The sequence below is a fragment of the Paraburkholderia sejongensis genome, from assembly GCF_020880815.1.
GTDB classification, from domain to species: domain Bacteria; phylum Pseudomonadota; class Gammaproteobacteria; order Burkholderiales; family Burkholderiaceae; genus Paraburkholderia; species Paraburkholderia sejongensis.
The window spans coordinates 279,557-306,240 of sequence record NZ_JAJITD010000007.1 but is presented as its reverse complement, the minus strand read 5'-3'; the positions used below and the strand labels follow the sequence as shown (position 1 = coordinate 306,240).

General features: G+C 65.1%; 24 protein-coding genes. 14 read left to right on the top strand and 10 right to left on the bottom strand.

What is annotated here, in order from left to right:
* The first annotated feature begins 40 nt into the window (after positions 1–40).
* Positions 41–1,285, top strand: a complete 1,245-nt coding sequence (locus LJ656_RS16345) for a citrate/2-methylcitrate synthase (RefSeq protein WP_230510438.1) — start codon at positions 41–43, stop codon at positions 1,283–1,285.
* 28 nt (positions 1,286–1,313) lie between these two features.
* Here LJ656_RS16345 and LJ656_RS16340 read toward each other — a convergent pair whose 3' ends face one another.
* Positions 1,314–1,619 (bottom strand): DUF2917 domain-containing protein, encoded by a 306-nt coding sequence (locus LJ656_RS16340; RefSeq protein ID WP_230510437.1) that lies wholly within the window; start codon positions 1,617–1,619, stop codon positions 1,314–1,316.
* 158 nt (positions 1,620–1,777) lie between these two features.
* Here LJ656_RS16340 and LJ656_RS16335 point away from each other — a divergent pair, with 158 nt between their 5' ends.
* From LJ656_RS16335 to LJ656_RS16325, 3 genes are all read left to right on the top strand, one after another.
* The gene (locus tag LJ656_RS16335) at positions 1,778–3,196 is read left to right on the top strand and encodes an aminotransferase-like domain-containing protein (protein ID WP_230510436.1); all 1,419 of its coding nucleotides are present in this window, start codon (positions 1,778–1,780) and stop codon (positions 3,194–3,196) included.
* Positions 3,197–3,322: 126 nt separating this feature from the next.
* Positions 3,323–4,789, top strand: a complete 1,467-nt coding sequence (gene mdtD / locus LJ656_RS16330) for a multidrug transporter subunit MdtD (RefSeq protein ID WP_268998648.1) — start codon at positions 3,323–3,325, stop codon at positions 4,787–4,789.
* A gap of 303 nt (positions 4,790–5,092) precedes the next feature.
* Positions 5,093–6,367, top strand: a complete 1,275-nt coding sequence (locus tag LJ656_RS16325) for an EAL domain-containing protein (RefSeq protein ID WP_230510521.1) — start codon at positions 5,093–5,095, stop codon at positions 6,365–6,367.
* Here the strand turns inward: LJ656_RS16325 and LJ656_RS16320 are convergent.
* On the bottom strand, positions 6,323–7,462 hold the full coding sequence (locus tag LJ656_RS16320) for a sigma-70 family RNA polymerase sigma factor (protein ID WP_230510435.1): 1,140 nt from the start codon (positions 7,460–7,462) through the stop codon (positions 6,323–6,325). The genes LJ656_RS16325 and LJ656_RS16320 overlap by 45 nt on opposite strands.
* A gap of 259 nt (positions 7,463–7,721) precedes the next feature.
* On the opposite strand from LJ656_RS16320, the gene clpP reads away from it, so the two are divergent.
* Positions 7,722–8,369 (top strand): ATP-dependent Clp endopeptidase proteolytic subunit ClpP, encoded by a 648-nt coding sequence (clpP, locus tag LJ656_RS16315; protein ID WP_230510434.1) that lies wholly within the window; start codon positions 7,722–7,724, stop codon positions 8,367–8,369.
* A 140-nt stretch (positions 8,370–8,509) separates the two neighbouring features.
* Positions 8,510–10,162 carry an NYN domain-containing protein gene (locus LJ656_RS16310; RefSeq protein ID WP_230510433.1) on the top strand — a complete coding sequence of 551 codons (1,653 nt, stop codon included), beginning with the start codon at positions 8,510–8,512 and terminating at the stop codon, positions 10,160–10,162.
* A gap of 262 nt (positions 10,163–10,424) precedes the next feature.
* On the opposite strand, the gene LJ656_RS16305 is transcribed toward LJ656_RS16310, so the two are convergent.
* From LJ656_RS16305 to xseA, 3 genes are all read right to left on the bottom strand, one after another.
* A complete protein-coding gene (locus LJ656_RS16305) occupies positions 10,425–10,973 on the bottom strand; it encodes a glycine zipper family protein (protein ID WP_230510432.1) in 549 nt (182 codons plus the stop codon).
* Positions 10,974–11,440: 467 nt separating this feature from the next.
* Complete coding sequence (gene sodB, locus LJ656_RS16300; RefSeq protein WP_013090345.1) at positions 11,441–12,019, bottom strand: superoxide dismutase [Fe]; 579 nt, start codon at positions 12,017–12,019, stop codon at positions 11,441–11,443.
* A gap of 227 nt (positions 12,020–12,246) precedes the next feature.
* On the bottom strand, positions 12,247–13,626 hold the full coding sequence (xseA, locus tag LJ656_RS16295) for an exodeoxyribonuclease VII large subunit (RefSeq protein WP_230510431.1): 1,380 nt from the start codon (positions 13,624–13,626) through the stop codon (positions 12,247–12,249).
* A 643-nt stretch (positions 13,627–14,269) separates the two neighbouring features.
* Here xseA and lpxK point away from each other — a divergent pair.
* From lpxK to LJ656_RS16270, 5 genes are all read left to right on the top strand, one after another.
* Positions 14,270–15,286: a tetraacyldisaccharide 4'-kinase gene (lpxK, locus tag LJ656_RS16290; protein ID WP_230510430.1), complete on the top strand. Its 1,017-nt coding sequence runs from the start codon at positions 14,270–14,272 to the stop codon at positions 15,284–15,286.
* Positions 15,267–15,470 (top strand): Trm112 family protein, encoded by a 204-nt coding sequence (locus LJ656_RS16285; RefSeq protein ID WP_007180583.1) that lies wholly within the window; start codon positions 15,267–15,269, stop codon positions 15,468–15,470. The genes lpxK and LJ656_RS16285 overlap by 20 nt, the downstream gene beginning before the upstream one ends.
* A gap of 212 nt (positions 15,471–15,682) precedes the next feature.
* Complete coding sequence (gene kdsB, locus LJ656_RS16280; protein ID WP_230510429.1) at positions 15,683–16,477, top strand: 3-deoxy-manno-octulosonate cytidylyltransferase; 795 nt, start codon at positions 15,683–15,685, stop codon at positions 16,475–16,477.
* A 214-nt stretch (positions 16,478–16,691) separates the two neighbouring features.
* A complete protein-coding gene (gene adk, locus LJ656_RS16275; protein WP_230510428.1) occupies positions 16,692–17,357 on the top strand; it encodes an adenylate kinase in 666 nt (221 codons plus the stop codon).
* A 301-nt stretch (positions 17,358–17,658) separates the two neighbouring features.
* On the top strand, positions 17,659–18,417 hold the full coding sequence (locus tag LJ656_RS16270; protein WP_230510427.1) for a 3-hydroxyacyl-CoA dehydrogenase: 759 nt from the start codon (positions 17,659–17,661) through the stop codon (positions 18,415–18,417).
* A 154-nt stretch (positions 18,418–18,571) separates the two neighbouring features.
* Here LJ656_RS16270 and LJ656_RS16265 read toward each other — a convergent pair whose 3' ends face one another.
* Both LJ656_RS16265 and murJ read right to left on the bottom strand, forming a co-directional pair.
* A complete protein-coding gene (locus LJ656_RS16265; RefSeq protein WP_230510520.1) occupies positions 18,572–19,414 on the bottom strand; it encodes a SirB1 family protein in 843 nt (280 codons plus the stop codon).
* Between the two features lie 5 nt (positions 19,415–19,419).
* Complete coding sequence (gene murJ, locus LJ656_RS16260; RefSeq protein WP_230510426.1) at positions 19,420–20,970, bottom strand: murein biosynthesis integral membrane protein MurJ; 1,551 nt, start codon at positions 20,968–20,970, stop codon at positions 19,420–19,422.
* A 531-nt stretch (positions 20,971–21,501) separates the two neighbouring features.
* Between murJ and rpsT the strand changes: the two genes are divergently transcribed.
* The gene (gene rpsT, locus LJ656_RS16255; RefSeq protein ID WP_013090353.1) at positions 21,502–21,780 is read left to right on the top strand and encodes a 30S ribosomal protein S20; all 279 of its coding nucleotides are present in this window, start codon (positions 21,502–21,504) and stop codon (positions 21,778–21,780) included.
* Positions 21,781–22,035: 255 nt separating this feature from the next.
* Here rpsT and LJ656_RS16250 read toward each other — a convergent pair whose 3' ends face one another.
* Positions 22,036–22,383 (bottom strand): DUF3579 domain-containing protein, encoded by a 348-nt coding sequence (locus LJ656_RS16250; RefSeq protein WP_230510425.1) that lies wholly within the window; start codon positions 22,381–22,383, stop codon positions 22,036–22,038.
* Positions 22,384–22,883: 500 nt separating this feature from the next.
* Here LJ656_RS16250 and argF point away from each other — a divergent pair, with 500 nt between their 5' ends.
* Positions 22,884–23,813: an ornithine carbamoyltransferase gene (argF, locus tag LJ656_RS16245; RefSeq protein ID WP_075302529.1), complete on the top strand. Its 930-nt coding sequence runs from the start codon at positions 22,884–22,886 to the stop codon at positions 23,811–23,813.
* A gap of 140 nt (positions 23,814–23,953) precedes the next feature.
* On the opposite strand, the gene murB is transcribed toward argF, so the two are convergent.
* Positions 23,954–25,111: a UDP-N-acetylmuramate dehydrogenase gene (gene murB, locus LJ656_RS16240; protein WP_268998646.1), complete on the bottom strand. Its 1,158-nt coding sequence runs from the start codon at positions 25,109–25,111 to the stop codon at positions 23,954–23,956.
* Between the two features lie 273 nt (positions 25,112–25,384).
* On the opposite strand from murB, the gene LJ656_RS16235 reads away from it, so the two are divergent.
* Positions 25,385–25,870, top strand: a complete 486-nt coding sequence (locus tag LJ656_RS16235; protein WP_075302531.1) for a YajQ family cyclic di-GMP-binding protein — start codon at positions 25,385–25,387, stop codon at positions 25,868–25,870.
* Between the two features lie 61 nt (positions 25,871–25,931).
* On the opposite strand, the gene plsY is transcribed toward LJ656_RS16235, so the two are convergent.
* Positions 25,932–26,567 (bottom strand): glycerol-3-phosphate 1-O-acyltransferase PlsY, encoded by a 636-nt coding sequence (plsY, locus tag LJ656_RS16230; protein WP_230510424.1) that lies wholly within the window; start codon positions 26,565–26,567, stop codon positions 25,932–25,934.
* Positions 26,568–26,684: the final 117 nt, after the last annotated feature.

The following is a 26,684-nucleotide window of genomic DNA, read 5'->3' as shown; positions in this document are numbered from 1 at the left end:
AATCAACATATATTGATTTGTTCGGTTTCTGCGACCGCTTATGCCCAACCCAACTTTTCTGACCGCGGCCGAAGCCGCCGCGACGCTCGGCGTCAGCGTAACCACGCTGTATGCGTACGTGAGCCGCGGGATGCTCGGTTCGTCGGCGGATGCGCATAGCCGGCACCGGCTCTACGACGCGGCCGAGGTACGCCGCCTCGCGCGGCGCAAGGCCGACGGCAAACGGGCCGGCAAGGTCGTGCAGAAGGTGCTCGACTGGGGCGTGCCGGTGCTCGAATCGTCGATCACGCTGGTCGCGGACGGTCGCCTGCTGTATCGCGGACGCGACGCGATCGAGCTCGCGCGCAGCGCGTCGCTCGAAGAGGTCGCCGCGCTGCTGTGGGAATGCACCCCGCGACGCATCGCCGATGCGCCGCCCGTGCCGCTCGCGCCCGCGCAATGGGCCGCGTGGCTGAAGCTGTGGAGCGACAGCACGCCGCTCGATCGCGCGCTAGTGCTGTTGCCGGCCGCCGCCGCGCAGATGCCGCGGGTGTGGGCGCTCGGGCGCGATGCGCAGCTCGACACCGCATGCGCGGTGATGCGGCTGCTGGCGGCCGCGATGCTGCCGGCCGCGCCGTCGAACGAGCCGCTGCATCGGCAGATCGCCACGGCCTGGGGAGTGCGCAACCGGCAGCAAGGCGCTCTGCTGCGCGCGGCGCTGGTCGCCTGCGCGGATCACGAACTGAACGCCTCGACGTTCACGGTCCGCTGCATCACGTCGACCGGTACGCATCTGTTCGGCGCGGTCGCGGGCGGCCTCGCCGCGCTGGCGGGGCCGCGCCACGGCGGCGAGACGGTGCGGATCGCGGCGCTGCTTGAAGAGGCAGCGCGCGCGCCGGACCTGGACCGTTACCTCGCGAACCGTCTCGCGCATCACGAATCCGGTGCGCCGGGCGCGGTGCTGTCCGGCTTCGGTCATCCGCTCTATCCGGACGGCGATCCGCGCGCGCGGCTATTGCTGTCGATGCTCGCCGACTGCGCGCCGGCGCGCTCGCCGCTCAATGACGTGCTGAATCTGGCGCGCGCGGTGCGCGACACGACCGGCGCGAAGCCGACCGTCGATTTCGCGTTGGCCGCGCTCGAGCGCGTGCTCGGCCTGCCGGCCGGTAGCGCGTTCACGCTGTTCGCGGTGGGGCGAGTGGTCGGCTGGATCGCGCACGCGATCGAACAGAGCGGCGACGGCCGGTTGATCCGGCCGCGGGCGCGGTATGTCGGGGAGTGTCCGTTGGGGGACGGAGGTAGCTGAGCGTCCAGCCAGCGCACGCCGCCTCCGTTCAAACCACACCCGGCCGCCGCCCAAACCAACCCTGCCACGCGCCGCCGAACAGCGCACTACGCACTGCGCGCCCGGAACCGCTCGCCAGCGCAAAACGCGCGCCCGTCTGCCCCGCGCTGATCCACGCGGTCGCGCCGCGCGCCAGCTCGATCGACTGCCCCACCGCGAGCCAATGATCCTCGTGCTCACCGGCGACGGTCAGCCAGATCTCGCCCGAGACCACGTTGATAATCGACGGCCGCGCGACACGCCACGCCGCCGCGGGCTCGTCATGTTCCAGCTCGAAAATCCGGACTTCTCGCATTGCCGCTCTCCTTGAAGAACTTTTCTGTTGTATCGATTATTGACGTGCGATGATCGGAGACCCATGAACAGTTCCGAACACTTTCATCGAAACTGTTCAGTCAAAAAACCGGACAGTTGGCATGTCTCGATGCGGCGACCGGATAAGGAAAGCCAGCCATGAAGCTCGATATTCAACTCGATCGCGACAACGGCGTCCCCCTCACCGAACAGATCGTCGCCGGTGTCACAGCATGGATCCGCTCGCGCAATGCGCATCCCGGCTCGAAGCTGCCGTCGATCCGTCAATTCGCCGCGGAGTTCGGCGTTAGCCGCTTCCCGGTGATCGAGGCTTACGACCGGCTGGTATCGCTCGGTCATGTCGACTCGCGCCACGGCTCCGGCTTCTACGTCGCCGATCGTCAGCCGGTCGCCGAACGCTGCCAGGGCGCGTCGGACCCACGCCGTGCGGAAGTGGAATCAGGCCATCTGCTGCACGAATTCAACTACCCGGGAGAAACGCTCAAGCTCAGCACCGGCTTCATCCCGGAAAGCTGGCGTGACATGGACAGCCTTGCGCAGGCGATTCGCCACGTGTCACGCACCGACCCGGCGAGCATGGTCGATTACGCGATGCCGATCGGCAATCCGGCCCTGCGCGAGCACCTGAGAACCCGCATCGGCCAGTTGGGGATTCAGGCCGACACCTCGCAAATCCTGATCACCAACGGCGCGAGTCAGGCGTTCGATCTGCTGCTGCGCTACATGCTCAAGCCCGGCGACACGATCTTTGTCGAGGACCCCGGCTACTACAACCTGTACGGCCTGCTGCGACTTCACGGAATGAAGCTGATCGGCATTCCACGCACTCGCAGCGGTCCCGATCTCGACGTGATGCAGGAGCAGCTCAAGCTGCACCGTCCGCGGCTGCTGCTGATCAACACCGTATTCCACAATCCGACCGGCACGACGGTCGCACCGCAGGTCGCGTTCCGGCTGCTGCAACTGGCGCGCGAGCACGGCTTCCAGATCATCGAAGACGACATCTACGCCGATTTCCAGACCGACCTTACCGACCGCCTCGCGACGCTCGATCAACTCGAACAGGTGATCTACGTGGGCGGCTTGTCGAAGACGCTGTCGTCGTCGCTACGGATCGGCTGCGTGGTGGCGAGCCACGCGATCCTCAAGGATCTGGTCGATATCAAGATGCTGACGAGCCTCGGCGGCTCGCGCTTTGCCGAAGCCGTCGCGGTATCGATGCTCGAGCGCGGCGCGTACCGCAAATATCTGGAACGACTGCGCCGGCAGATGCGCGCGGCGCTGGGCTCGACCGTCCAGACGCTCGAAAACGCCGGCTGGGAGATTTTCGCGGAGCCGACGGGCGGCAAGTTCGTATGGGCGCGCGTGCCGCATGTCGCCGATGCCGAGCGCCTCGTGAAGTGCGGCGAGCCGCTCGGGGTGACGGTGCTGCCCGGGCAGCACTTCCGGCCGAACCGGGAGGTGAGCCCGTGGATCCGGGTGCATGTGGCCTTCGGCAACGAGCCGCGCGCGCTGGCTTTTTTCCGCGCGGCCGCGGCGCTGCCGCCCGACCGGTAGAAACACCGCGCCGCGTGGCCGCCGCAGTGCATGACGCGGCCACTCGCCCGCCGCAAGCTGCGCGGCGCCCCGCTTTTCCCTAGAATAGCGAGTCCCAGACCGCCCCCGCGCGCCCAGCCGCCCGCCATGTCCACGACGCCGACTCCGCCCGCCCTGTCCCCCGACACCGAAACCGCACCGGGTCCGTCGCCCCGTTCGCTGACCGTGATGCTGTGGCTCGTCGCCACCGGCTTCTTCATGCAGACGCTCGACTCGACGATCGTCAACACCGCGCTCCCCGCGATGGCGACGAGCCTCGGCGAGTTGCCGCTGCGGATGCAGTCGGTGGTGATTGCCTATTCGCTGACGATGGCCGTGATGATTCCGGTGTCCGGCTGGCTCGCGGACAAGCTCGGCACCCGGCGCGTGTTCTTCAGCGCGATCCTGGTATTCACGATCGGCTCGCTGTTGTGCGCGAACGCGCACACGCTGAACCAGCTGGTGTACTTCCGCATTGTGCAAGGCGTGGGTGGCGCGATGCTGCTGCCGGTCGGCCGACTCGCGGTGCTGCGGACCTTTCCCGCGGAGCGCTATTTGCCGGCGTTGTCGTTCGTCGCGATCCCCGGCCTGATCGGACCGCTGATCGGGCCGACGCTGGGCGGCTGGCTCGTGAAGATCGCGTCGTGGCACTGGATCTTTCTGATCAACGTGCCGGTCGGCATCGTGGGTTGCATCGCCACGTTCATCTTCATGCCGGATAGCCGCAACGAACACACCGGCAGGTTCGACCTCGGCGGTTATCTGCTGCTGGTAGTCGGCATGGTGGCGATTTCGTTCGCGCTCGACGGCCGCACCGAATTCGGCATTCAGCACGCGACCGTGCTGGTGCTGCTGATTCTGAGCCTTGCGTGCTTCGTCGCCTACGGCCTGCACGCGGTGCGCGTACCCGCGCCGATCTTCCCGCTCGAGCTGTTCAAGATCCACACGTTCAGCGTTGGCCTGCTCGGCAATCTGTTCGCGCGGATCGGCAGCGGCTCGATGCCGTATCTGATTCCTCTGCTGCTGCAGATCAGTCTTGGCTATAGCGCGTTCGAAGCCGGCCTGATGATGCTGCCGGTCGCCGCCGCCGGGATGGCGACCAAGCGGCTCGTGACGAAGCTGATTACCAGATACAGCTACCGGAGCGTGTTGATGGCGAACACGATTCTGGTCGGGCTGATGATGGCGAGCTTCGCGCTGACCAGCACCGATCAGCCGTTGTGGTTGCGCGTCGTACAACTGGCCGTGTTCGGCGGCGTGAACTCGATGCAGTTCACCGCGATGAATACGCTGACGCTGAAAGACCTCGGCACCGGCGGCGCGAGCAGTGGCAACAGCCTGTTCTCGCTCGTGCAGATGCTGTCGATGAGCCTCGGCGTGACCGTTGCTGGCGCATTGCTGACGACCTTCACCGGGATCATGCACCGGGTGACCGCCGCCAATTCGCTGCCCGCTTTTCATGCGACGTTCCTGTGTGTCGGCATCATCACCGCGTGCTCGTCGTGGATCTTCGCGCAGCTGTCGCCGGACATCCGCACGCCCGCGAAGAAGACCGATCCTTCGGAGCGGACCTGAGGGTTCGGGGTGACGCTGCTGTGGATCAGAGCTCAAACGCGTGCCGACTGCCTGTTGCGAAGCGCGCGCATGTCGATCGCCGCCGACCCGCAAAAGGGCGTACACCGCACCAGCGCAGTGCGAGTCGCCGCGTTCGCACCCCGGGGGGCGCACAATTAGCGTCGCGACGCACGGCAGCTGAACGGTCCGCATGTGTTTGCGCACTCGCATAGTTCTTGCTCGCCTATCCTGTAAACTCTTGGCCGGCGCGTGCAAAGCCGTGCCGAGCCCGGAAAGCACCGCCACCTCCACACGACCGACATGATGAGCATGATCGAACTCGATCCTCCCGGCTTCCAACCGCCACGCCCGATAGCCGGCGATGAAGGTTCGCGGCGTACCGTTCTGTACGGCGGCTACACCGTGTTCAGTGTGTTCCAACCGGTTTTCTCCGTGTCGCACCGCCGCGCGATCGGCTATCACGCGTCGCTGCGCGCGCACGACGAGCACTCGCGGCAAGTGCCCTCGCACGAGGTCTTCACCCAGGCCGCGCGCCGTGGCGACCTGCTCGAGCTCGGGCGACTCGCCGAATCCTTGCACCTTGGCAATTTCAATGCGTTCGACAGCCACGACGAATGGCTCTTTCTGAGCCTGCATCCGGCCGCGCTGATGGACACCAGCTACGGCGACGCATTGCTCGCCGGCCTGAAGACGCTCGGCCTGCCGCCGCAACGCGTCGTGCTCGAAGTCTCCGAGCAGGCTGGCGGCGAAACCACGCGCTTCGCGGACATCATCGATTCGCTGCGCAAGTCCGGCTTTCTGATCGCGCTCGACGGCTTCGGCGCGAAGCATTCGAATATCGACCGCGTGTGGAATCTGCGGCCGGACATCGTCACGCTCGACCGCTGCATCCTTGCGCAAGCGAGCGAACACTCGCATATCGAGCGCGTGCTGCCGGGCCTCGTTTCGCTGCTGCACGAGTCCGGGCAACTGGTGCTGATGGGTGGCCTGAGCACCGAACGGGACGCGCTGATCGCGCTCGAGTGCAACGTGGACTTCGTTCAGGGCACCTTCTTCGCGGGCCCGAGCGTCGAGCCGGTCAAACCGCAAGTTGCCGCCAGCCTGATGGATTCGCTGTCGGCGGCACTGCGTGAACGCGTTGCCGCTCGCGAAAAAGCGCAGTCCGCTCGCCTTGCACCGTATGTCACCGCGCTCGAGACCGCCGCCGCGCAACTGCTTGCCGGCGAGCCGATCGCCGATGCCACCGCGCCGCTGCTCACCTTGGGCGAAACGGCCCGCTGCTTCGTGCTGGACGGCTCGGGCCGCCAGATCGGCGACAACCAGTTGCCGCCGGGCAGGACGTCGCAACGCGCGAAACGCTTCCGCCCGCTGCTGCATTCCGAAGGCGCGAGCTGGGAACGCCGGCCGTACTTTATTCAGGCGATGCGCCAACCTGGACGAGTGCATCTGACGCCGCCGTACCTGTCGATCAACGAAGCGCACCTGTGCGTCACCGCTTCGATTGCTGCACATACTCCGCATGGCACTCAGGTGTTATGCGTCGACATCAACTGGGAAGTCGCGGCTCACCGCAACTGAAGCTGAAGCGCCCGGTTGATCCCGGATCCGGGCCAGCAGCTGGCGGACCGCTTCCCGACCCAGCAGCTGGTTGGCCGCCTGCAAGCGCGCGGCGCTGGTCACGATGCGCACAGAGACGATCCGTGCTGATTCATCTGTTGCGCCGTCCGTCAGCACGTCGATCACGCCGACCACATCGCCGTCGCAACACAACGCGATACACAGCGCTCCCGCCATCGACACGACCTCCGCGTGACCCGCTTGCCGCGCGAGCGCTGCGATCGTCCCCATCCATCCCGGGCCGCCAACCGGCTCGCCGCTGTGCGCCGATGCGGCTGCAGCTGTGCGGGACGGCGCGCTGAGCGAGGCGCTGCAGCTGACGCCGGCGGGGTCTTTCACGGACGGTTCGAGCGGCGCGTGCAGCGCAGTACGTGCCGGCTCATGCCGTGGCAGAACCTGCGGCGGAACCAACGACGCGCCCAACGGCGCGTCGCTGATCAGTTCGGGCGTGCTGCTGAAGAGCCGCAGCAGGCTGGTCCGGTCCTGGGCTTCCAAAGCCGCGCGCAAACGCTCGACGATACGCGCGTGCACCACCGGATCGGGCCGCTCCAACGGTGCGCCCGCACGGCGCAAACGCGCTTTGGCCCGGTGGACGATCTGCCGGCAAGCGGCCGGCGTGCGCTCGAGAATCGACCCAATCTCCGCATAGTCGCAGTCGAACGCCTCGTGCAGGACGAATGCCGCGCGTTCGTCGGGTTTCAGATGCTCGAGCAGCAGCATCACGCCATATGACATATCCGCCGCGCGCAGCGCCAACTCCTCCGCCGATGGCGCGACCTGATCGAGCCACGGCTCCGGCAACCAGCCGCTGGCCTGCGACGAGCGCTCGCGCTGCGCGTGCCGCAGCCGGTCGATGGCGGTACGCGTGGTCAGTGTGGTCAGCCACGCGGCCGGCGTTTGCACCGCCTGCGTCTGCGCCAGATGCCATTTGAGCCACACGTCCTGCACCACGTCTTCCGCTTCCGCGCGGCTGCCGAGCATCCGGTACGCAAGCGCCAGCAACCGGGCGCGCGCCGCTTCGAAGCTGGATGCCTTGTCGATTCCCTGTTCCGTCATGCGTAGACCTCCAGATTCGTGCGGTGAAAAAGAAACGCGAGCCGGGCCGCGGTGCAGTTCAGGCGCGCACCAGCGACGGCATACCTGAGCTTGACGCGTCGGCCACTAGAGATGTGACAGCGAAACACAAAAATAATCCTGTCACACGGGCGACCGCTGCGTCGTCAAATGAACAACAACCGGCGCGCGGCGCGAGCAACTCCGCGTCTGGCGCCGCCTGCGCAATCGCGCCACCCAGTCGCCATAGAACGAGGAGCCTATGTCGTCGAGCTATCCATCCATTTCCGGTCTCGGCCTCGTGCCAACCGTGATCGAACAGTCGGGGCGCGGCGAGCGCGCGTATGACATCTACTCGCGCCTGCTGCGCGAACGCATCGTGTTTCTGATCGGTCCGGTGAACGAGCAGTCGGCCAGCTTGATCGTCGCGCAACTGCTGTTTCTCGAATCGGAGAATCCGGATAAGGATATTTCGTTTTACATCAATTCGCCGGGCGGCTCGGTGTACGACGGCCTCGCGATTTACGACACCATGCAGTTCATCAAGCCCGAGGTCTCCACGTTGTGCACGGGCTTCGCCGCCAGCATGGGCACCTTCCTGCTCACCGCGGGCCAGCGCGGCAAACGCTACGCACTCCCGAATGCCCGGATCATGATTCACCAGCCGTCCGGCGGCGGTCAGGGCACCGCCGCGGACGTCGAGATTCAGGCGAAAGAGGTGCTGTACAACCGCGCGCGTCTGAACGCGATGATGGCCGAGCGAACCGGGCGTAGCGTCGAGGAAATCGCGCGCGACACCGACCGTGACAACTTCATGTCGGCGCTCGAAGCGAGAAACTACGGGTTGATCGACGAAGTGCTGGAAACCCGGGCAGCGCTGGGCCCCGTACCTCATCATGAACATGCGTGACGGAACGAACATGTGCCCGTTTGCCGGAGAGTTGCGCGCACCTGTCGGTGCGCTCGGAGCACAAAAGCTGCTCACCTTCGCTGGAGTCGCTATCATGTCGCGATTCGTCGAGTTCGACGACCGCTTCAATGGAGAGATACATGGCGGCATCCAACGAAAACGTCAGCATGGCGCTGTTTTGCGACTTCGAAAACGTCGCGCTCGGCGTGCGCGACGCGAAGTACGACAAGTTCGACATCAAGCTGGTACTCGAACGGCTTCTGCTGAAGGGCAGCATCGTCGTCAAGAAAGCGTATTGCGACTGGGACCGCTACAAGAGTTTCAAAGGGGCGATGCACGAGGCCAATTTCGAGCTGATCGAAATTCCGCACGTACGTCAATCGGGCAAGAATTCCGCCGACATCCGGCTGGTAGTCGACGCGCTCGACCTCTGCTACACGAAATCGCACGTCAACACATTCGTGATCATCAGCGGCGACTCGGATTTTTCGCCGCTCGTGTCGAAATTGCGCGAGAACGCGAAGCAGGTGATCGGCGTCGGCGTACAGCAATCCACGTCGGATTTGCTGATCGCGAACTGCGACGAGTTCTTCTTTTACGACGACCTCGTGCGCGAAAGTCAGCGCGCGGTCGCGCGGCGCGAGTCGTCGCGCCAGCAGCCGAACGCGCAGCAGGCAGCGAAACGCGCACCGGACGAAGAAAAGGCGCGGCCGAAGGAAGACCTCGAAAAACGCCGCAGCAAGGCGGTCGAAATTGCCGTGCAGACGTTCGATGCACTCGCGTCCGAACGCGGCGACAGCGGCAAGATCTGGGCGTCCGTGCTGAAAAACGCGATCAAACGACGCAAACCCGATTTCAACGAGACGTACTACGGTTTTCGCGCGTTCGGCAATCTGCTGGAAGAGGCCCAGGCGCGCGGACTGCTCGAGTTCGGCCGCGATGAGAAGTCGGGGGCGTATGTGTACCGGAGCACGGCGGTGAGCGTCGCCGGCGAGGCCCCCGGGGAGACCTCGAATGAAGCCGTAAGTGATGCGGCGAATGAAGCGGCGAATGAAGCGGCAAGTGAAGCAGCGAATCAGGCTGCAAACGAAGCGGCGAATGAAACCGTGAATGAGCCGGCCGAGGCACGAACGGGCGAGCCGGCGGCGGCTCATTCATATGAGGCTCAGACCGCGCAAGCGGCGTCCTTCGAGTCGGGCGGCAAGCACAAGTCGCGGCGCAAGGACCGGGGTAATCGCAAGGCGGCTCGTGCGCAGCAGGACGCCGCTCGTGACGAATCCGCTCGCGAACAGGCTGCTCATCGGCAAGCCAGTGTGATCGAACCGGTTGTTGCCGCGCAGTCAGAAGCGGCCACAGATGACGAACGTGCTGAACATGTGACGCGCGTCCCGCAGCAGCAGGCGCACGGGGAAACACACGAGCGGAGGCCGTCCGCAGCGGAGTCGGCAGGCGACCTGCGCCAAACCCGCTCCAGCGCCGCACCACGAGATGTTGGCGCGGAACCGGCCGCCATCGGTCACGAAGACGAAGCTGCCCCGCTCTCAGACGTCGGGCAAGCAGAACAGCCGCAACCCGCGAAAAAACGCGCATCGCGAAAAACGGCTGCAAAGAAGGTGAAGAAGAGCCCGCCGCGAACGATCGATGAAGTGCCGGAAATCGCAGCACCACCCGAGGATGGTACTTCGGCGGCCAGTGCGGAGCAGGCGCCCGCGGCGGCTAAAAAGACGGCTCGCAAGACCCCGTCGCGCGGTCGTCGTCCGCGCAAAGCGGGAGCAACGGACAACGCTGAATAAACGCGAAACAACGCGTTCGGTAAGCTGCGCAACAAGCCGGACACCGCGCACGCTTCGCCGCTCCGGCATCCAGATCGCAGCGCGCGGTTCATTCAGGTTTCCGTAACAACGCAGACGGCGCTACCGCTTCGCTTAGCGCCGATCTGCCAGACGTGAACGAATCTTTGCAACGCCCGCTTGCGGCACTTGCTCTGCACGATGCATTGCAGAACGGCGGAAGCGAGCAGCTCTGTTGATCAGATCAGAAGAAAGGGATCACCGCTCAGTAGTACGGATAAGGCGAATACATGACCGGCGGCGGCGCGTAATAAGGCCGGGGCGCGACATATACCGGCTGCGGCGCGTAGTAAGGCTGCGGTTGCGCGATGGTGTCGCCCTTCGAGGTCATGCACTGTGCGTAGGCCGCGTCGTACTGTGCCTGCAGACCCGACGCCGAGTATTGGGCGCCATTCGCACCGTTCGCGCCACCGATCAGCAAACCGCTGCCCGCACCTATCGCCGCCCCCGCGCCCGCATTGCCCGCTGCCGCACCCAACAGCGCGCCGACTGCCGCGCCGCCGAACGTGCCGAGCGCCGCGCTGTTCACGCTGTTCGTCGTAGCGGCCTGGGCGGCGCCGGACGAGTTAGTCGTGTGGTTCGCGTAATCGCGACACTCGTAGTCGTGCTGCTGGAACTCGCTAAGCGGCTCGCCGCGGTACGGCATCGCGACCACGCTCGGGCCGCTCGGCGGCACCACCGCGCAGCCACCGAGCGCAAGCGCCAAGACGGCGACGGGAACAGCGAGGAGAACCGATTTATTGCTGGAAATCATGGTAGTGCACTTCGAACGATTGAAATTCAAACGTTAGGCTAATCGCTAAATTCCGTGGTTACCGCTTCGTTACAGAAAGTTTTTCGTCACTGCATCGTCGCCCCGACGTAAGTGGCGAGAAAAGACGGCAAGCCGCTGCGCCGGTCTTATCCAACACGAAAGCAATCAGCAAGCTGCGAAAAACCAGCGTGTTCCACCGCCCACTTCGCTCGCCGCGCCCACCCCACCCGCAGTTACCAACTGTGACAATCTTGTTTCCGGCCGGCCGCAAGAAAGATACCCGCAACCGCGCGCGCCCGCCTCAACATAGCGCCAGAAAAATAAACGCCCGCCCAAAAACGAAAAGCCCTCGCAAGGAGGGCTTTCTCATTTTTGCCGCCGCAATCGACCGCAACCGGCGAAATCAGTTCGAACCGGTCGAGCCTCGCGTCATGTCACGACCGCGCGCGGCGCGCAGCAACCGGCTCTTACGCGAAGTTCTTCGCAGCGAAGTCCCAGTTGACGATGTTCCAGTACGCTTCGACGAACTTCGGACGCGCATTGCGGTAGTCGATGTAGTACGCGTGCTCCCACACGTCGATCGTCAGCAGTGCCTTGGCGTCGGTGGTGAGCGGCGTGGCGGCGTTGCTCGTCGACACGAGGTCGAGCGAACCGTCGGCCTTCTTCACGAGCCATGCCCAGCCCGAGCCGAACGTGCCGACTGCGGTCTTCGCGAATTCTTCCTTGAACTTGTCGAACGAACCCCACTTGGCGTTGATCGCATCGGCGAGCGCGCCGGTCGGAGCACCGCCACCCTGCGGCGACAGGCTGTTCCAGAAGAACGTGTGGTTCCACACCTGAGCCGAGTTATTGAAGATGCCGCCCGACGACTTCTTGACGATCTCTTCCAGCGACAGGTTTTCGAATTCCGTGCCCTTGATCAGATTGTTCAGGTTGGTCACATAGGTCTGGTGATGCTTGCCGTAGTGAAACTCGAGCGTCTCTTCCGACATGTGCGGTGCGAGCGCGTTTTTCGCGAACGGCAGCGGCGGGAGCGTATGTTCCATGGTGCTTTCCTTCTCAGTATCTGTTGTGGGGAGTCTGCGGATGACGCTTTCGAGCACTCGATTGTAGGCGAGTTGGAATAACCCCGCAAACCAACGGACTTTATGCCCAGCATGGTAAACACGCGGTGCGTAAGGCCTCCGGAACGGGTGCGCACACCGCGTGCCAAGGCCTCGCAAAAGAGCATCACGACGCCCCGCCGAGGCGGCGGCGAATCAGCGATGAAACGTCAGAAAGCGTCGGTCAGGCGCGCTTGCACATCGGCGAGCGCGACATCGGCCGAGCCGTCGGCGAGATGCACCGTGAGACGTCGGCCGGGTTTCAGCGACGACGGCGCGCGAATCGCGCGACCGCTTTGGGCGTCGAGTACCGCCGCATAGCCGCGTTCGAGCGTGCGCTGTGGACTGAGCACTTCGAGCCGCGCGGCCAGCGTATCGATTCGCGCGTGCTGACGTTCGTGCTGGCGCAACAACGCCGCATTCAAACGCTGCGCGAGATTATTCACGCGCGCCTGTTCGGCCGCGAGATCCGGACGCCAGCGCTGCCAGCGCATCTGCAGCAGTGCGAAGCGGGCCCGCGCATCGCGGACCGGCCGCGCGCCCGCCGATGCGAGCCGTACCCGCAGCTGTTGCAGATGCGTGCGTTGCCGCGCGAGCCGTTCGGCCGGCGACACCAACCGGCGCGCGAGCCAGTCGAGTTGCTGCGCGCGCCGCTCCATCATGCGGCCGAACGCGCGAGCGAGCGTCGCGTGCCGGTGATCCAGCTCGCGCAGCAGCATCACGCGCTGCGGACTGACGAGTTCGGCGGCGCCGGTCGGGGTCGGCGCGCGCACGTCGGCAGCAAAGTCGGCGATCGTGAAATCGGTTTCGTGACCGACGCCGCTGACCACCGGGATCACGCTCTGCGCGATCGCGCGTGCGAGCACCTCTTCGTTGAACGCCCACAGGTCTTCGATCGAGCCGCCGCCGCGGCACACGATCAGCACGTCGACTTCGCGCCGCGCGCCGGCCGCCTCGACCATTGCCGCGAGCTTCGCGCTCACGCCCGCGCCCTGCACCGGCGCCGGATAAACGATCACCGGAATATGCGGCGCACGCCGCGACAGCGTGGTCAGCACGTCGCGCAACGCGGCCGCCTGCAACGACGTGACGATGCCGATCGCGCGCGGATGGGTGGGCAGCGCGCGCTTGCGCTCGGCCGCGAACAGCCCCTCGGCCTCGAGCTGCGCCTTGAGCCGCAGAAACGCTTCGTACAGACGGCCCTGGCCGGTGCGGCGCACCGCTTCCACGTTCAGTTGCAGCTCACCGCGCGGTTCGTACATGGTGACGAGCGCGCGCACTTCGATGCGGTCGCCTTCGCGCGGCGTGAATTCCGCGTATTGCGCGCGGCCGCGAAACATCACGCAGCGCATCTGCGCCTGCGCGTCCTTGATCGAGAAATACCAGTGGCCGCTCGCGGCGCGCGTGAAGTTGGAAACTTCACCGGCCACCCAGACGAGCGGAAACGAGCGTTCGAGCATCGAGCCGATCGCGCGATTGAGCGCGGAAACGGGAACGACGACCTCACCGCCGGGCGTCGCCGGCGAAGCAAAGGGGCTTTCGGGATTCATGCGAGGAATAAATTGAACTGGCCGGACAGACGATAGACCGACCGGCCAGCGACGTCCAGCGTGATCGCAGAACTGTTAAAAGTGTCCACATGGCGGGAACCGCCTGACGAATTACGCCAGAGCCTGAATCGCCGCGCGAGAATTTAGGGCATGCCTTTGATTTATATGGCGTTTATAACTGCCCAGGACGGCGCGCCGCCGATTCGGATGCGGCGTGGCGGCGCTTCCCGGCGATCGGAAGGCCGGTTCTCCACAAAGTTATCCACAGACTGTGGGCAAGCGCACATAGCGTCGGCAGGCGTGCGGCATACCGCGAGCGGCTTGCCGGGCGGCCCACCGCCGCGCTAGAGTGGCGGGTTCGACGGCATGGGCAAGCGCGCCCGCCAGCGTGTGTCGGATGGCTGCGCCGGCATGTAAAGCAACCCATGGCCCGGCGCCCGCCTGTCACCGAACCGGCCAGACGCGCGCTGAAGCAACCGGCCGACGGGCGCGAGCCGCGCCCGTTTCGCGTCGAGCCGCCGCAACTTTCGAATGTCCGGAGAACCGTGTTGATGCAGATCCCGCGTATCGCACACGATGCCTTCACGCCACCGCTTCGCCCGCATCCGGCGAACCGCGCGCAGGCTGCCACCGCGGCCCGCCCATGAGCGAACTCAAGCACCGTCTCGAAGCGCGCCTCGCGCGCGAATGGCAACAGCGCGGCCCGCTCGCGTGGGCGCTGACCCCGCTCGCCTGCGTGTTCGGCGCAGTCGCGGCCGCGCGCCGCGCCGCCTTTTCGTTTGGCTGGCTGAAGTCGGTCCGCATCGGCGTGCCGGTCGTGGTGGTCGGCAACGTGACCGTCGGCGGCACCGGCAAGACGCCGACCGTGATCGCGCTCGTCGAAGCGTTGCGCGCAGCCGGCTTCACACCCGGCGTCGTGTCGCGCGGCTATGGCGCGCGGGTCAGCACGCCGACCGTGGTGACGCCGGGCTCGTCGGCTAGCGTCGGCGGCGATGAGCCGTTGCTGATCGCGCGCCGCACCGGTGCGCCGGTGTGGGTCTGCCCGGACCGCGTCGCCGCCGCGCTGGCGCTGTGCGCCGCGCATCGCGACATCGACGTGATCGTCAGCGACGACGGCCTGCAACACTACCGTCTCGCGCGCGACGTCGAGCTGGTCGTATTCGATCACCGGCTCGGCGGCAACGGCTTCCTGCTGCCGGCCGGACCGCTGCGCGAGCCGCTGTCGCGCCGCCGCGACGCGACGCTGATCAACGATCCGTACGCGCGCACGCTGCCCGCGTGGCCGAACACCTTCGCGCTGCAACTCGCGCCCGGCGACGCGTGGCATCTCGACAATCCGGCGCTGCGTCGCCCGCTCGCGCAGTTCGCCGGCCAGCGGGTGCTGGCCGCGGCCGGCATCGGCGCGCCGGAGCGTTTTTTCGCGACACTGCGCGCGGCCGGCCTCGCGCCCGAGACTCGCGCGCTGCCCGATCACTACGCGTTCGAGCGCAATCCGTTCACTGGAATCGACGCCGACGCGATCCTGATAACCGAAAAGGATGCGGTAAAATTGGGGTCCTGGCACGATGCGCGCATCTGGGTTGTCCCGGTCGAAGCCGCGCTCGATCATCGCCTCACTGCATTAGTTGTGGAGAAAGTCCGTGGACGCTCGCCTGCTTGAAATTCTCGTCTGCCCGATCTGCAAGGGCCCGCTCAGCTACGACCGCGCCGCGCAGGAACTGATCTGCAACGCGGACAAACTCGCTTATCCGATTCGCGACGGCATCCCGGTGATGCTGGTCGACGAAGCACGCCAAACGGTCGAAGGCACGCCGGTCGATCTGAATCCGGGCTCGGTCGCCTGACGCGCGGCGCGTGCCGCGCACGTTGCGGCACGCGGCGTCGCGCTGAAGCTCAGGCTGAGGCTGAATTCAAAGCCGCAGCAAATGCCACTGCCCGCCGCGCCGATCCCCCTTCCTCCCGCTCGTTAGCGTTGCCGGTATTAATCTGAATTCGCGTAAGCGCCGCCCGCGCGACCGCTTCCTGCCTCGCCCTTATCGCCGCCGCCCCTGCTCTGATGACCCACTCCGCCACGCCTCCGTTTATCGCTGTCGTACCGGCCCGCCTCGCGTCGACGCGTCTGCCCAACAAGCCGCTCGCGGACATCGGCGGCAAGCCGATGGTCGTGCGCGTCGCCGAGCGTGCGCGCGAATCGGGCGCGCAGCAGGTGCTGGTCGCCTCCGATTCACAGGAAGTGCTCGACGCCGCGCACGACCACGGCTTCGACGCGGTGCTCACGCGCGCCGATCATCCGTCGGGCACCGACCGCCTCGCGGAAGTCGCGACGCGCTTCGGCTGGAGCGACGACACGATCGTCGTCAACGTGCAAGGCGACGAGCCGCTGATCGATCCGGCGCTGGTGCGCGGAGTCGCCGCGCATCTCGCGGCCGCGAGCGGCTGCGCGATCGCAACCGCCGCGCATCCGATCAACGACCCCGCCGAAATTTTCAATCCGAACGTCGTCAAGGTCGTGCCCGATGCACGCGGCGTCGCGCTGTATTTTTCGCGCGCGCCGATCCCGTGGGCACGCGACGCGTATCAGCCGCACTGGCCCAACGTCGCGGCGCTGCCGACCCCGCCGGCGCCCGCCGTCGTGTACCGGCATATCGGCCTGTATGCGTATCGCGCGAAATTCCTGCGCGGCTACCCGAGCCTCGCGATCTCGCCGATCGAGCAGGTCGAAGCGCTCGAGCAGTTGCGCGCGATGTGGCACGGCGAACGCATCGCGGTACTCGTCACACAGGACGTGCCGCTGCCCGGCGTCGATACCCCCGCCGATCTCGCGCGCGTCCGGGCTTTATTCGGGTCTTGAGCGCCGGAAGGCATGGCATAATCGGACGGTTGTGCGCGCCTCCCAGCTTTTGGGTGACATCCAGGTTTATCCCGGTCGCGCCATTGCGATCTTGCAGCGCCGTCCAGCTGGACGTGCAGCGCGAGACAGGCAATGACGATCGATGCGGGCCCTGTGAGCGTCGCCGGGAGCACGCCGCGCCAACAAAGAATTCACATAGATCTGGAGATATCACATGCGTTTGATCCTGTTGGGTGCACCGGGCGCGGGCAAGGGCACTCAGGCAAACTTCATCAAGGAAAAATTCGGTATTCCGCAGATTTCGACTGGCGACATGCTGCGCGCGGCCGTCAAGGCAGGCACGCCGCTCGGCCTCGAAGCGAAGCGCTTCATGGACGCGGGCGAGCTCGTCACCGACGAACTGATCATCAATCTCGTCAAGGAACGCCTGCAGCAGCCGGACTGCGCGAACGGCTATCTGTTCGACGGCTTCCCGCGCACCATTCCGCAAGCGGAAGCGATGAAGCAGGCCGGCGTCGCGATCGACTACGTGCTCGAAATCGACGTGCCGTTCGACGAGATCATCGCGCGCATGAGCGGCCGCCGCTCGCACCCCGCTTCGGGCCGCACCTATCACGTGACGTTCAATCCGCCGAAGGTCGCCGGTGTCGACGACGTGACCGGCGAGCCGCTGATCCAGCGCGACGACGACAAGGAAGAGACGGTCAAGAAGCGCCTCGAAGTGTACGAATCGCAGACCAAGCCGCTGATCGAGTACTACAACGGCTGGGCGAAGAACGGCGATGCATCGACGTCGCTGAAGGCGCCGCAATACCGCCGCATTTCGGGCCTCGGCAGTGTCGACGAGATCCGTGCCCGCGTGTTCGACGCACTGAAGTAAGCGTCAGCCGCTGTTTGCATTCGATAAAAAACCCGCCCCCGTTGGCGGGTTTTTTATTGGCGCCGCGGCGACGCGGGTCTCGGAAGGCCACGTGCAACACGCGATGCGGTGCGAAGCCATTTCATCAGCGCAATAGTTAGTTTTCCGTAGCGCTTCGAACAGGCGCTCCGGGCAGCGCGGCTATGCGCCACCGCCCTGCCCGCTTCGCTTTCCGCGGTGCAGCATAGCCGCTACAATCGATCGAGCAGTCGACACGGCATCGATCGACACAGCACTGAACAACCGTAGCAAAGGAGAAGACATGGAGATTCGTGACAACGTGTTCCTGATCACCGGCGGTGCATCGGGTCTGGGTGCGGCAACCGCGCGCCTGCTGGTCGAGAACGGCGGCAAGGTCGTGCTCGCCGACCTGAATCTGGACGCGGGCGAAGCGCTCGCGAAGGAACTCGGCGGCGTGTTCGTCAAATGCGACGTGAGCCGCGAGGAAGACGGGCTGAACGCCGTCGAAACCGCGACGAAACTCGGCACGCTGCGCGGCCTCGTCAATTGCGCGGGCGTCGCGCCGGCTGCGAAGACGGTCGGCAAGGACGGACCGCATGCGCTCGATCTGTTCACGCGCACGATCTCGATCAATCTGATCGGCACGTTCAACATGATCCGGCTCGCCGCCGCGCAAATGTCGAAGAACCCGCCGAACGCGAATGGCGAGCGCGGCGTGATCATCAACACCGCATCGGTCGCCGCTTACGACGGTCAGATCGGCCAGGCGGCCTACTCGGCATCGAAGGGCGGCGTGGTCGGCATGACGCTGCCGATCGCACGCGACCTGTCGCGCAACGCGATCCGCGTGATGACGATCGCGCCCGGCATCTTCGAAACGCCGATGCTGCTCGGCATGCCGCAGGAAGTGCAGGACGCGCTGGGCGCGATGGTGCCGTTCCCGCCGCGCCTGGGCAAGCCGGCCGAGTATGCGATGCTGGCCAAGCAGATTTTCGATAATCCGATGCTCAACGGCGAAGTGATCCGGCTGGACGGCGCGATCCGGATGCAGCCGAAGTAACGCGCGTTCGAGCGCATGCCGCGCATGCCGCTTCACGCGGCGTGCAATGCGCAACACACAACGCGCGACGGAAACGGTCGGCAACAAAAACGCCTGCACAGGGGAAGCCTGTGCAGGCGTTGTCTTTTGTGCGGAGCTGAATAAAGCTTGCGCGCTACACGCTGCCGTCGTGCCGCGTACGCTGCCGCAACTCATGAAGCTGCGACTCGACCACCGTTGCATCCTCGGCATCGGGGCGGTCGCCCAGATAGCTTTCGAGATCCTCCAGCGCCGGCCGCAGATAATCGAGCCGCGCATACGCGAAACCGCGATCGCGCACTTCCTCGATATTGTCCGGCAGCAAAATGACCAGCCGCTGCTGCACTGCGAGCAGACGCTGCCAGCGCTCGGTCTGCAGATAGATCGCTTTCAGATTGCGCAGCATCCGCGCGACGATCTCGCGCCGCGTGGCCGGCTGCAGCAGCATGCGCAGCGCGCGTCCGACCGAGTCGCCGGCCGACGCGACGTACGGCTCCAGCATCTCGACCATCTGCGCTTCGGATAGCGAATGACCGCTGGTGGGGTCGAGCATCACGTCGCCGTCGGGGGTCGTCACGCGCAACAGGAAGTGCCCGGGAAACGACACGCCGCGCACCGGAATGCCGATCTGCTCGGCCATTTCCAGATACAGCACCGCGAGCGAAATCGGAATTCCGCGACGGCGCTTCAGCACGACGTTCAGATGGCTGTTGTCCGGGTCGTAGTAATCGTTCACATTGCTCGCGAAACCGAGCTCGCGAAAGAAGAAGCGATTCAGCACGCCGACCTTCTGGCGGATGTCGGCGTCGTCCGCGATGCGGCGGCGCAGTCGCAGCACCAGCTCGTCGATCTCGGCGAGCGCCGCCTGCAGATCGAGGTCCGGATAGGCGTCCTGCGCGAGCGAGAGCGCCGCCTCGGTCAACGGCAGGCTCTCGTCTTCGGCGACGAGCGTGCTGAAATAGTCGAGAACCCGCGTCATCGTGATCACTTCACTCGCCTTTTGAAATACGCGTATTTGAAGCCCATCAGCCAAAGCATACCGAAATATAGCGCGGCGAACAGCACGAGACACGCGCCGAGCAGCACTATCCGATTGACCGGCTGGGTATGCATGCCGATCCAGTCGAAGCTGATCGACAGCCAGCGCATCGTGCCGGCCAGCACGAGGCACGCGCCGAGCAGCTGCACGAAGAATTTGAGCCAGCCGCGAGACGGCATATAAATGCCGCGCTTGCGCAAACCGACGAACAGCAGCAACGCATTCACGCAGGCGCCGAGCCCGACGCTCAAGGTCAGGCCCGCATGCGCGAACATCGGCACGAACAGGTAGTTGCTCAGCTGCGTGACGATCAGCACGCCGACGCCGATTTTCACCGGCGTCTTGATGTCCTGCTTCGCGTAGAAGCCGGGCGCGAGGATCTTGATCATGATCAGGCCGATCAGGCCGACGCCGTAGGCGGCGAGCGCGCGGCTCACCATCACGACCGAGTTGCCGTCGAACTTGCCGTAGTTGAACAGCACCGCGGTCAGCGGCTGCGCGAAGAAAAACAGCGCGACCGCGCTCGGCGCCGCGAGCAGGAACGTGACGCGCAGTCCCCAGTCGAGCAGCGACGAATATTCGTGCGCATCGGCGTCCACGTGCGCCTTCGACAGGCTCGGCAGCAGGATCGTGCCGAGTGCGACGCCGAGCAGCGCGGTCGGAAACTCCATCAGCCGGTCCGCGTAGTTGATCCACGACACCGCGCCCGGGCCGATGTGCGACGCGATGTTGGTGTTGATGATCAGGCTGATCTGCGCGACTGACACCGCGAACATCGCGGGCACCATCTTCGACAGCACCCGCTTCACGCCGCGATGCGCGAGCGCGCGCAACGGATTCAGACCGATGCGCGGCACCACGTCGATTTTCTTCAGACCCGGCAGTTGCACGACGAACTGCAGCACGCCGCCGACGATCACCGCCCACGCAAGCGCATACACCGGCGTTTTCAGGTACGGCGCGACGAACAGGGCCGCCGCGATGAACGACACGTTCAGCAGCACCGGCGCGAACGCGGGCAGCGAGAAGTTCTTGTACGTGTTCAGCACGCCCGACGCGAGCGACGTCAGCGAGATGAAGATGATGTACGGGAACATGATGCGCGTCATCGTGACCGCGAGCTGATACGCGTGGCCCTCGTGCGCGAGACCCGACGCGACCACGAACACGACGCCCGACGCGCCGAGCACGCCGAGCAGCGACAGCACCGCGAGCGCCCACGCGAGCACCGTCGAGGTCGCGTCGACGAGCGCCTTGGTGGCGTCGTGCCCCTGTTGGTTCTTGAACTCGGCGAGGATCGGCACGAAGGCTTGCGAGAACGCACCTTCGGCGGAAATACGGCGCAGCAGGTTCGGGATACGGAAGGCGACGTAAAAAGCGTCGGTGTATTGACTGGCGCCGAACGCACGGGCGATCAACGTTTCACGGGCCAGTCCGGTCACGCGCGACAGCAGCGTGAAGCCGCTGACCGTCAGCAGGGCTCGGAATAGATTCATGGGGCGCTTATTATACGGGTCCCGCCAAAGCGGGCGACGAGCCTAGGGAGCGATTCGGACCGATTTGACACGCGGACGTTCGCTGGGCCGCACTGTAAAACCCGAATTTTCGCGTTTTCTGTGCTTCCGGCCGCGGCTTGCCGCCGGGTCGACACACATGATGAACGCCTGGTTGCAGCCGTGTCGGCGCCGGTTCCGGCCGCACACCGGTCGCGCTCCCAACAAGTGGCCAAGCTTTCTCGTTGCCACCTGCCTGTTTTTGTTGCTATAATCGTCGGCTTTCGAAGCTCGCTCAGTTTTCGAACGGTTTTCGGCCGGCATTACCCAGTTGGTCAGATTGGCGCCAAGCCGCCCGTCAATGCCGAACACCCAGGAACACGAGCCCGCCTTCGCGTAGTTCAATCGATTTTTTCGACACTTTTGCGCTCCTGGGCAATCGCTTCCAGGGGTTCGGATCGAGAAGCAGCACCTCGCCTTTCAAATTACTTCGAAGGCCGGGTACTGGAAACAGGAACAGGATAAGGAACCGTCATGGCTAACTCCGCACAAGCACGCAAGCGCGCCCGCCAGGCCGCGAAGGCAAACTCGCACAACTCGGCACTGCGCTCGAAGTTCCGCACGGCTATCAAGGCCGTCCGCAAGGCAATCGATGCAGGCGACCAGGCTAAGGCCGCTGAAATCTTCAAGGCATCGTCGAAGACCATCGACATCATCGCCGACAAGAACATCATTCACAAGAACAAGGCAGCTCGCCACAAGAGCCGCCTCGCTGCAGCCATTAAGGGTCTGCAAGCGCCCGCAGCGCAGTAATTCCGGTCAGCCCGCTTCGGTGGGCTACCTCCTGTTTCCGCTGCACAAGAAGCCCGCTTTGGCGGGCTTTTTTGTTTGGTGCCGCGTTGTTTCGGGCTCCCCGCTCTGCGCTTACGTGTCTTGCGCGTGCGGCAAGCAATTCGCGGCGGAGCAAATCCCCATGTGCGCCGAGCTTTTGCGTCGGCCATAAAAAAACCCGCAATTGCGGGTTTCTGTTTTTTAGCGGTAGCGAGCCGGCGCTGCGGCCCGGCTGCGCTAGATCACATGGCGCTTCGCCTGCACCGGCGGCGCATGCTCGAGTTCCAGTTCGCACGCCTCGGTGACGACGAGATCGTTGTCTTTGGCAAAGTTGAGCACGAAATCGAAGGCCATCGGCTCGATATCGCGCAGCCGCGAATCGAGAATCACGCACTTGAGGTCGCCGATCATGGTGGGACGCACGTACGCCGAGTACTGCATATAGGCGTTGGGCCCCTTCCTCACACCGGGTCCGAACGACGACATCACACCCGCGAGCCGCTCCGACCAGTCGCTCGGCCGAAACCTCTTTCCGGTCGACGTGATGCCCTGAATGAAATATTCGATTGGAGCTGTTTCGGCCATGTAGGAATACCTGTGTGACTGCCCGGCGGAATGACGGCTAACCGGCGCCACGCCGGCCATGCGCTCGAACTCGCCGCAAGCGGCATGCACGGCAGGCGGCGAACCGCCTGCTACATACGACCTGGCGCTGACGCAACAATGACGAACCGCACCACGAGAACCGCTGCGGAGGACCGGCTGAACCGCTCTGCGCCTGCCGCACGGCCGCGCCGTAACAGGCCGCCGTGACAGGCTTTTCCGCGCCATGCGCGCCGCGTTTCCTGACACTAAACGGCGGTCTGCTGGGCTTTGGGATAACCCCGAGATTATAGCGCAGCGGACCTTTTTCCGCACCGCACACAAGTGCCCGGAGACGGTCGCGCGACGCTTTCAACGAGCTTGCCCGGCCTGCCAGCCGACTCGTCAAACTCGGCGAAATCCTTTATGCTGCATTGAGTTACCACCAAACGACGGCGGCGCAGTCCGGCAATCCTGCCGGGTGAGACCGCCGTATTTGTTTCATGACTGCCAAGAAAATTCGCCACTACCTGCAGTTCAAGGATTTCTCGCTGGAAGACTACGAGTACGTGCTCGAACGCGCGCGCATCCTGAAACGCAAATTCAAGAACTACGAGACTTATCACCCGCTGCACGACCGCACGCTGGCGATGATCTTCGAAAAGAATTCCACCCGCACGCGCCTGTCGTTCGAAGCCGGCATCTTCCAGCTCGGCGGCCACGCGGTATTCATGAGCACCCGCGACACCCAGCTCGGCCGCGGCGAGCCGATCGAAGACGCCGCGCAGGTGATCTCGCGGATGGTCGACATCATCATGATCCGCACGTTCGGCCAGGACATCATCCAGCGCTTCGCGGAAAACTCGCGCGTGCCGGTGATCAACGGACTGACCAACGAATACCATCCGTGCCAGGTGCTGGCGGACATCTTCACGTACTTCGAGCATCGCGGCCCGATCCGCGGCAAGACGGTCGCGTGGGTCGGCGACGCCAACAACATGCTGTACACGTGGATCGAAGCCGCGCAGATTCTCGGCTTCAAGCTGCGCCTGTCCACCCCGCCCGGCTACAAGCTCGATCGCGCGCTGGTCGCGGCGGAAAGCGCGCCGTTCTACGAGGAATTCGACGATCCGAACGAAGCCTGCGCGGGCGCCGACCTCGTCACCACGGACGTCTGGACCAGCATGGGCTTCGAGGCCGAAAACGAAGCGCGCAAGAAAGCCTTTGCGGACTGGTGCGTCGACGCCGACATGATGGCGCGCGCGAATCCGGATGCGCTGTTCATGCACTGCCTGCCCGCGCACCGCGGCGAGGAAGTCAGCGCGGAAGTGATCGACGGGCCGCAGAGCGTCGTGTGGGATGAGGCGGAAAACCGCCTGCACGTGCAGAAGGCACTGATGGAGTTCCTGCTGCTCGGCAAGCTGAATCACTGACGCCGGAATCCGTGGCGGGCCTTGAAGACGAGGCACCACTGCTGGAGCCGGAATAAGAAAAAGGCGCTGGGAATTGCTTCCCAGCGCCTTTTTCTTTTCGCCGCCGCGCTTGCGGCGCGGCACGGCAAATCACCGATCGCCTACAGGCAAACCGGCTCCGCCTCCAGTTCCACCCCGAATTTCTCTCGCACGTCTTGCTGGATCGCCCGCGCGAGAGCCAGCACCTGCGCGCCGCTCGCGCCGCCGCGATTGACCAGCACCAGCGCCTGCCGGTCATGCACCGCCGCCGCGCCGAGCGCGCGGCCTTTCCAGCCGCATCGATCGATCAGCCAGCCTGCGGCCAGCTTCACGCGGCCGTCGGCTTGCGGATAGGAGACGAGCTCCGGCTCGCGGTGCTTCAGCGCGTCGAACTGCGCGGCGTCGATCACCGGGTTCTTGAAAAAGCTGCCGGCGTTGCCCAGTTCCAGCGGGTCGGGCAGCTTCGCGCGCCGCACCGCGACGACCGCATCGAAGATCGCCTGCGCGGTCGGCGCCGCTGGGGCGGCCGCCCCGGTCGCGTCATCCGTCTGGCCCGCATTCGCTGCGCAACCGCGCGCGGCCAGTTCGCGGGCCAGATCCGCGTAGCCGGCGCGGGGCTGCCACGCTTTGGGCAGACGGAAGGTCACTGACGTGATCACGAACCGCTCGCGCCCTTCCCGCTTGAAGAAGCTGTCGCGGTAGCCGAAGCGGCACGCATCGGCGTCGAGTTCGAGCGCTTCGCCGCTGGCCAGCTCGATCGCCCGCAGCGACGCGAAGCGCTCGCACATCTCCAGTCCGTACGCGCCGATGTTCTGGATCGGCGCCGCGCCGACCGTGCCCGGAATCAGCGCGAGGTTTTCCAGACCGGGCAAGCCCTGCTCGAGCGTCCACGCGACGAACTCGTGCCACGGCTCGCCGCCGGCCGCCTCGACATACCACGCGTCGGCGTCCTCGCGCACGATGCGGCGCCCGCGCAGCGCAACCAGCAGCACGAGGCCGGCGAAGTCGCCGGTCAGCACCACGTTGCTGCCGCCGCCGAGCACCAGACGAGGCAGGCCGGCCACGCGCGGATCGCGCACCGCGGCCAGCAATTGCTCCTCACGTTCGATCCGGCACGCGAACTGCGCGCGCACGTCGAAACTGAACGTGTTGTGCGCTTTTAACGGATAGCCGGCGATCAACGAGGCAACGGCGGGAGCAGACGCGCAGGCGCCATCAGGAATGGATGCAGCAGAGGCAGCGGAGACGGCACGGCCAGCGGCGGAATCGGATTGGGACATCGGAATGGCAACAGGGGAAACGACAACTCGCGACAAGCCTCAGCGAACGGCAGCGAGCGGCAACAGCCGGCGGCGAACGGCGGCGAATCCAGCCGAATCACGCCAACGCGGCGCCACCCGGCGCCGGATCGCTCGCCCGCGCGGCACTGCGCGGCGGCCTTGGGCAAAAGGGAGCGGCGTCGGTAAAATGACGTCCGGTCCGTGATTATAGCGAGTGCCCCGCGCGCAGCCGACCGGCCGCGTCGCGCATCGCCGCACTATTGGGAGAGAGTAATGCCATCGTTTGACGTCGTCTGCGAAGCGAACATGATCGAAGTCAAGAACGCCATCGAGCAATCCAACAAGGAGATTTCGACGCGCTTCGACTTCAAGGGCTCCGACGCGCGCGTCGAGCACAAGGAAAACGAAATCACCGCGTACGCCGACGACGAGTTCAAGCTCGGCCAGGTGAAGGACGTGCTGCTGTCGAAGATGGCCAAGCGCAACGTCGACGTGCGCTTCCTCGACTACGGCAAGATCGAGAAGATCGGCGGCGACAAGGTCAAGCAGGTGATCAAGATCAAGAAGGGCGTGTCCGGCGATCTGTCGAAGAAGATCGTGCGCCTCGTGAAGGACAGCAAGATCAAGGTGCAGGCGAGCATCCAGGGCGATGCGGTGCGTATCACCGGCGCGAAGCGCGACGACCTGCAAAGCGTGATCGCGATGCTGCGCAAGGACGTGACCGACACGCCGCTCGACTTCAACAACTTCCGCGATTAAGCAAGGCGCCGCGCGGGGGTGGTTTTTTCGCCTCGCGCGTGTGCCCCGGCAACCGCCTACTTCAAAGATCGTTCCCCGCCGCCGGCGTCGCCGCCTTTTTCTTGTCGCCAATCCGGCTCTCCTGCCCGCGCATCAGCTTCGCGATATTGCCGCGATGGCGCCACACCAGCAGCACGCTCATCGCCAGAATCGACAGCGCGACGATGCGCGGCCCGAACAGGAACACGTAGAAGAGCGGCGCGAACAACGCGGCGCACAGCGCGGCGAGCGACGAATAGCGCGTGAAGAACGCGACGATCAGCCAGGTCAGCAAGGTCGCGACGCCGAGCGTCGGATTGATCGCGAGCAGCACGCCGGCCGCGGTCGCGACGCCCTTGCCGCCCTTGAAGCGGAAGAACACCGGATACAGGTGGCCGAGAAACACCGCGATCGACGCGATCGCGATCGAGCGCTCGTCGAGCCCGAAACGCGCGCCGAAGTGCACGACGAACCAGACCGGCAGCCAGCCTTTGAACGCGTCGCCGATCAGCGTCAGGATTGCGGCTTTCTTGCTGCCGCTGCGCAGCACATTGGTCGCGCCCGGATTGCCCGAGCCGTACGAACGCGGGTCGTCGAGCCCCATCGCGGCGCTCACGATCACGGCAAACGACAACGATCCGATCAGATAGGCAACGACGGCGACGATCAGGTTTTGCATCTCAGAGCTCTTATAGGTATCGCGGCATGACACTCGACGCCCGAACCGCATCGGGGCAAGCCGCCTGGAACGGGGGCGGCGCACATTCTACCGAACGTGCGTGCGCGAAAAACATTC

Bases quoted from the DNA above. Each gene is read 5' to 3' on its own strand.
- murJ (WP_230510426.1), bottom strand. From the start codon at position 20,970: ATGAATCTATTCCGAGCCCTGCTGACGGTCAGCGGCTTCACGCTGCTG.
- LJ656_RS16345 (WP_230510438.1), top strand. From the start codon at position 41: ATGCCCAACCCAACTTTTCTGACCGCGGCCGAAGCCGCCGCGACGCTC.
- LJ656_RS16235 (WP_075302531.1), top strand. From the start codon at position 25,385: ATGCCATCGTTTGACGTCGTCTGCGAAGCGAACATGATCGAAGTCAAG.
- rpsT (WP_013090353.1), top strand. From the start codon at position 21,502: ATGGCTAACTCCGCACAAGCACGCAAGCGCGCCCGCCAGGCCGCGAAG.
- LJ656_RS16340 (WP_230510437.1), bottom strand. From the start codon at position 1,619: ATGCGAGAAGTCCGGATTTTCGAGCTGGAACATGACGAGCCCGCGGCG.
- LJ656_RS16265 (WP_230510520.1), bottom strand. From the start codon at position 19,414: ATGACGCGGGTTCTCGACTATTTCAGCACGCTCGTCGCCGAAGACGAG.
- LJ656_RS16325 (WP_230510521.1), top strand. From the start codon at position 5,093: ATGAGCATGATCGAACTCGATCCTCCCGGCTTCCAACCGCCACGCCCG.
- mdtD (WP_268998648.1), top strand. From the start codon at position 3,323: ATGTCCACGACGCCGACTCCGCCCGCCCTGTCCCCCGACACCGAAACC.
- murB (WP_268998646.1), bottom strand. From the start codon at position 25,111: ATGTCCCAATCCGATTCCGCCGCTGGCCGTGCCGTCTCCGCTGCCTCT.
- LJ656_RS16270 (WP_230510427.1), top strand. From the start codon at position 17,659: ATGGAGATTCGTGACAACGTGTTCCTGATCACCGGCGGTGCATCGGGT.
- LJ656_RS16310 (WP_230510433.1), top strand. From the start codon at position 8,510: ATGGCGGCATCCAACGAAAACGTCAGCATGGCGCTGTTTTGCGACTTC.
- xseA (WP_230510431.1), bottom strand. From the start codon at position 13,626: ATGAATCCCGAAAGCCCCTTTGCTTCGCCGGCGACGCCCGGCGGTGAG.
- clpP (WP_230510434.1), top strand. From the start codon at position 7,722: ATGTCGTCGAGCTATCCATCCATTTCCGGTCTCGGCCTCGTGCCAACC.
- LJ656_RS16305 (WP_230510432.1), bottom strand. From the start codon at position 10,973: ATGATTTCCAGCAATAAATCGGTTCTCCTCGCTGTTCCCGTCGCCGTC.
- LJ656_RS16335 (WP_230510436.1), top strand. From the start codon at position 1,778: ATGAAGCTCGATATTCAACTCGATCGCGACAACGGCGTCCCCCTCACC.
- kdsB (WP_230510429.1), top strand. From the start codon at position 15,683: ATGACCCACTCCGCCACGCCTCCGTTTATCGCTGTCGTACCGGCCCGC.
- adk (WP_230510428.1), top strand. From the start codon at position 16,692: ATGCGTTTGATCCTGTTGGGTGCACCGGGCGCGGGCAAGGGCACTCAG.
- LJ656_RS16250 (WP_230510425.1), bottom strand. From the start codon at position 22,383: ATGGCCGAAACAGCTCCAATCGAATATTTCATTCAGGGCATCACGTCG.
- argF (WP_075302529.1), top strand. From the start codon at position 22,884: ATGACTGCCAAGAAAATTCGCCACTACCTGCAGTTCAAGGATTTCTCG.
- sodB (WP_013090345.1), bottom strand. From the start codon at position 12,019: ATGGAACATACGCTCCCGCCGCTGCCGTTCGCGAAAAACGCGCTCGCA.
- lpxK (WP_230510430.1), top strand. From the start codon at position 14,270: ATGAGCGAACTCAAGCACCGTCTCGAAGCGCGCCTCGCGCGCGAATGG.
- LJ656_RS16320 (WP_230510435.1), bottom strand. From the start codon at position 7,462: ATGACGGAACAGGGAATCGACAAGGCATCCAGCTTCGAAGCGGCGCGC.
- plsY (WP_230510424.1), bottom strand. From the start codon at position 26,567: ATGCAAAACCTGATCGTCGCCGTCGTTGCCTATCTGATCGGATCGTTG.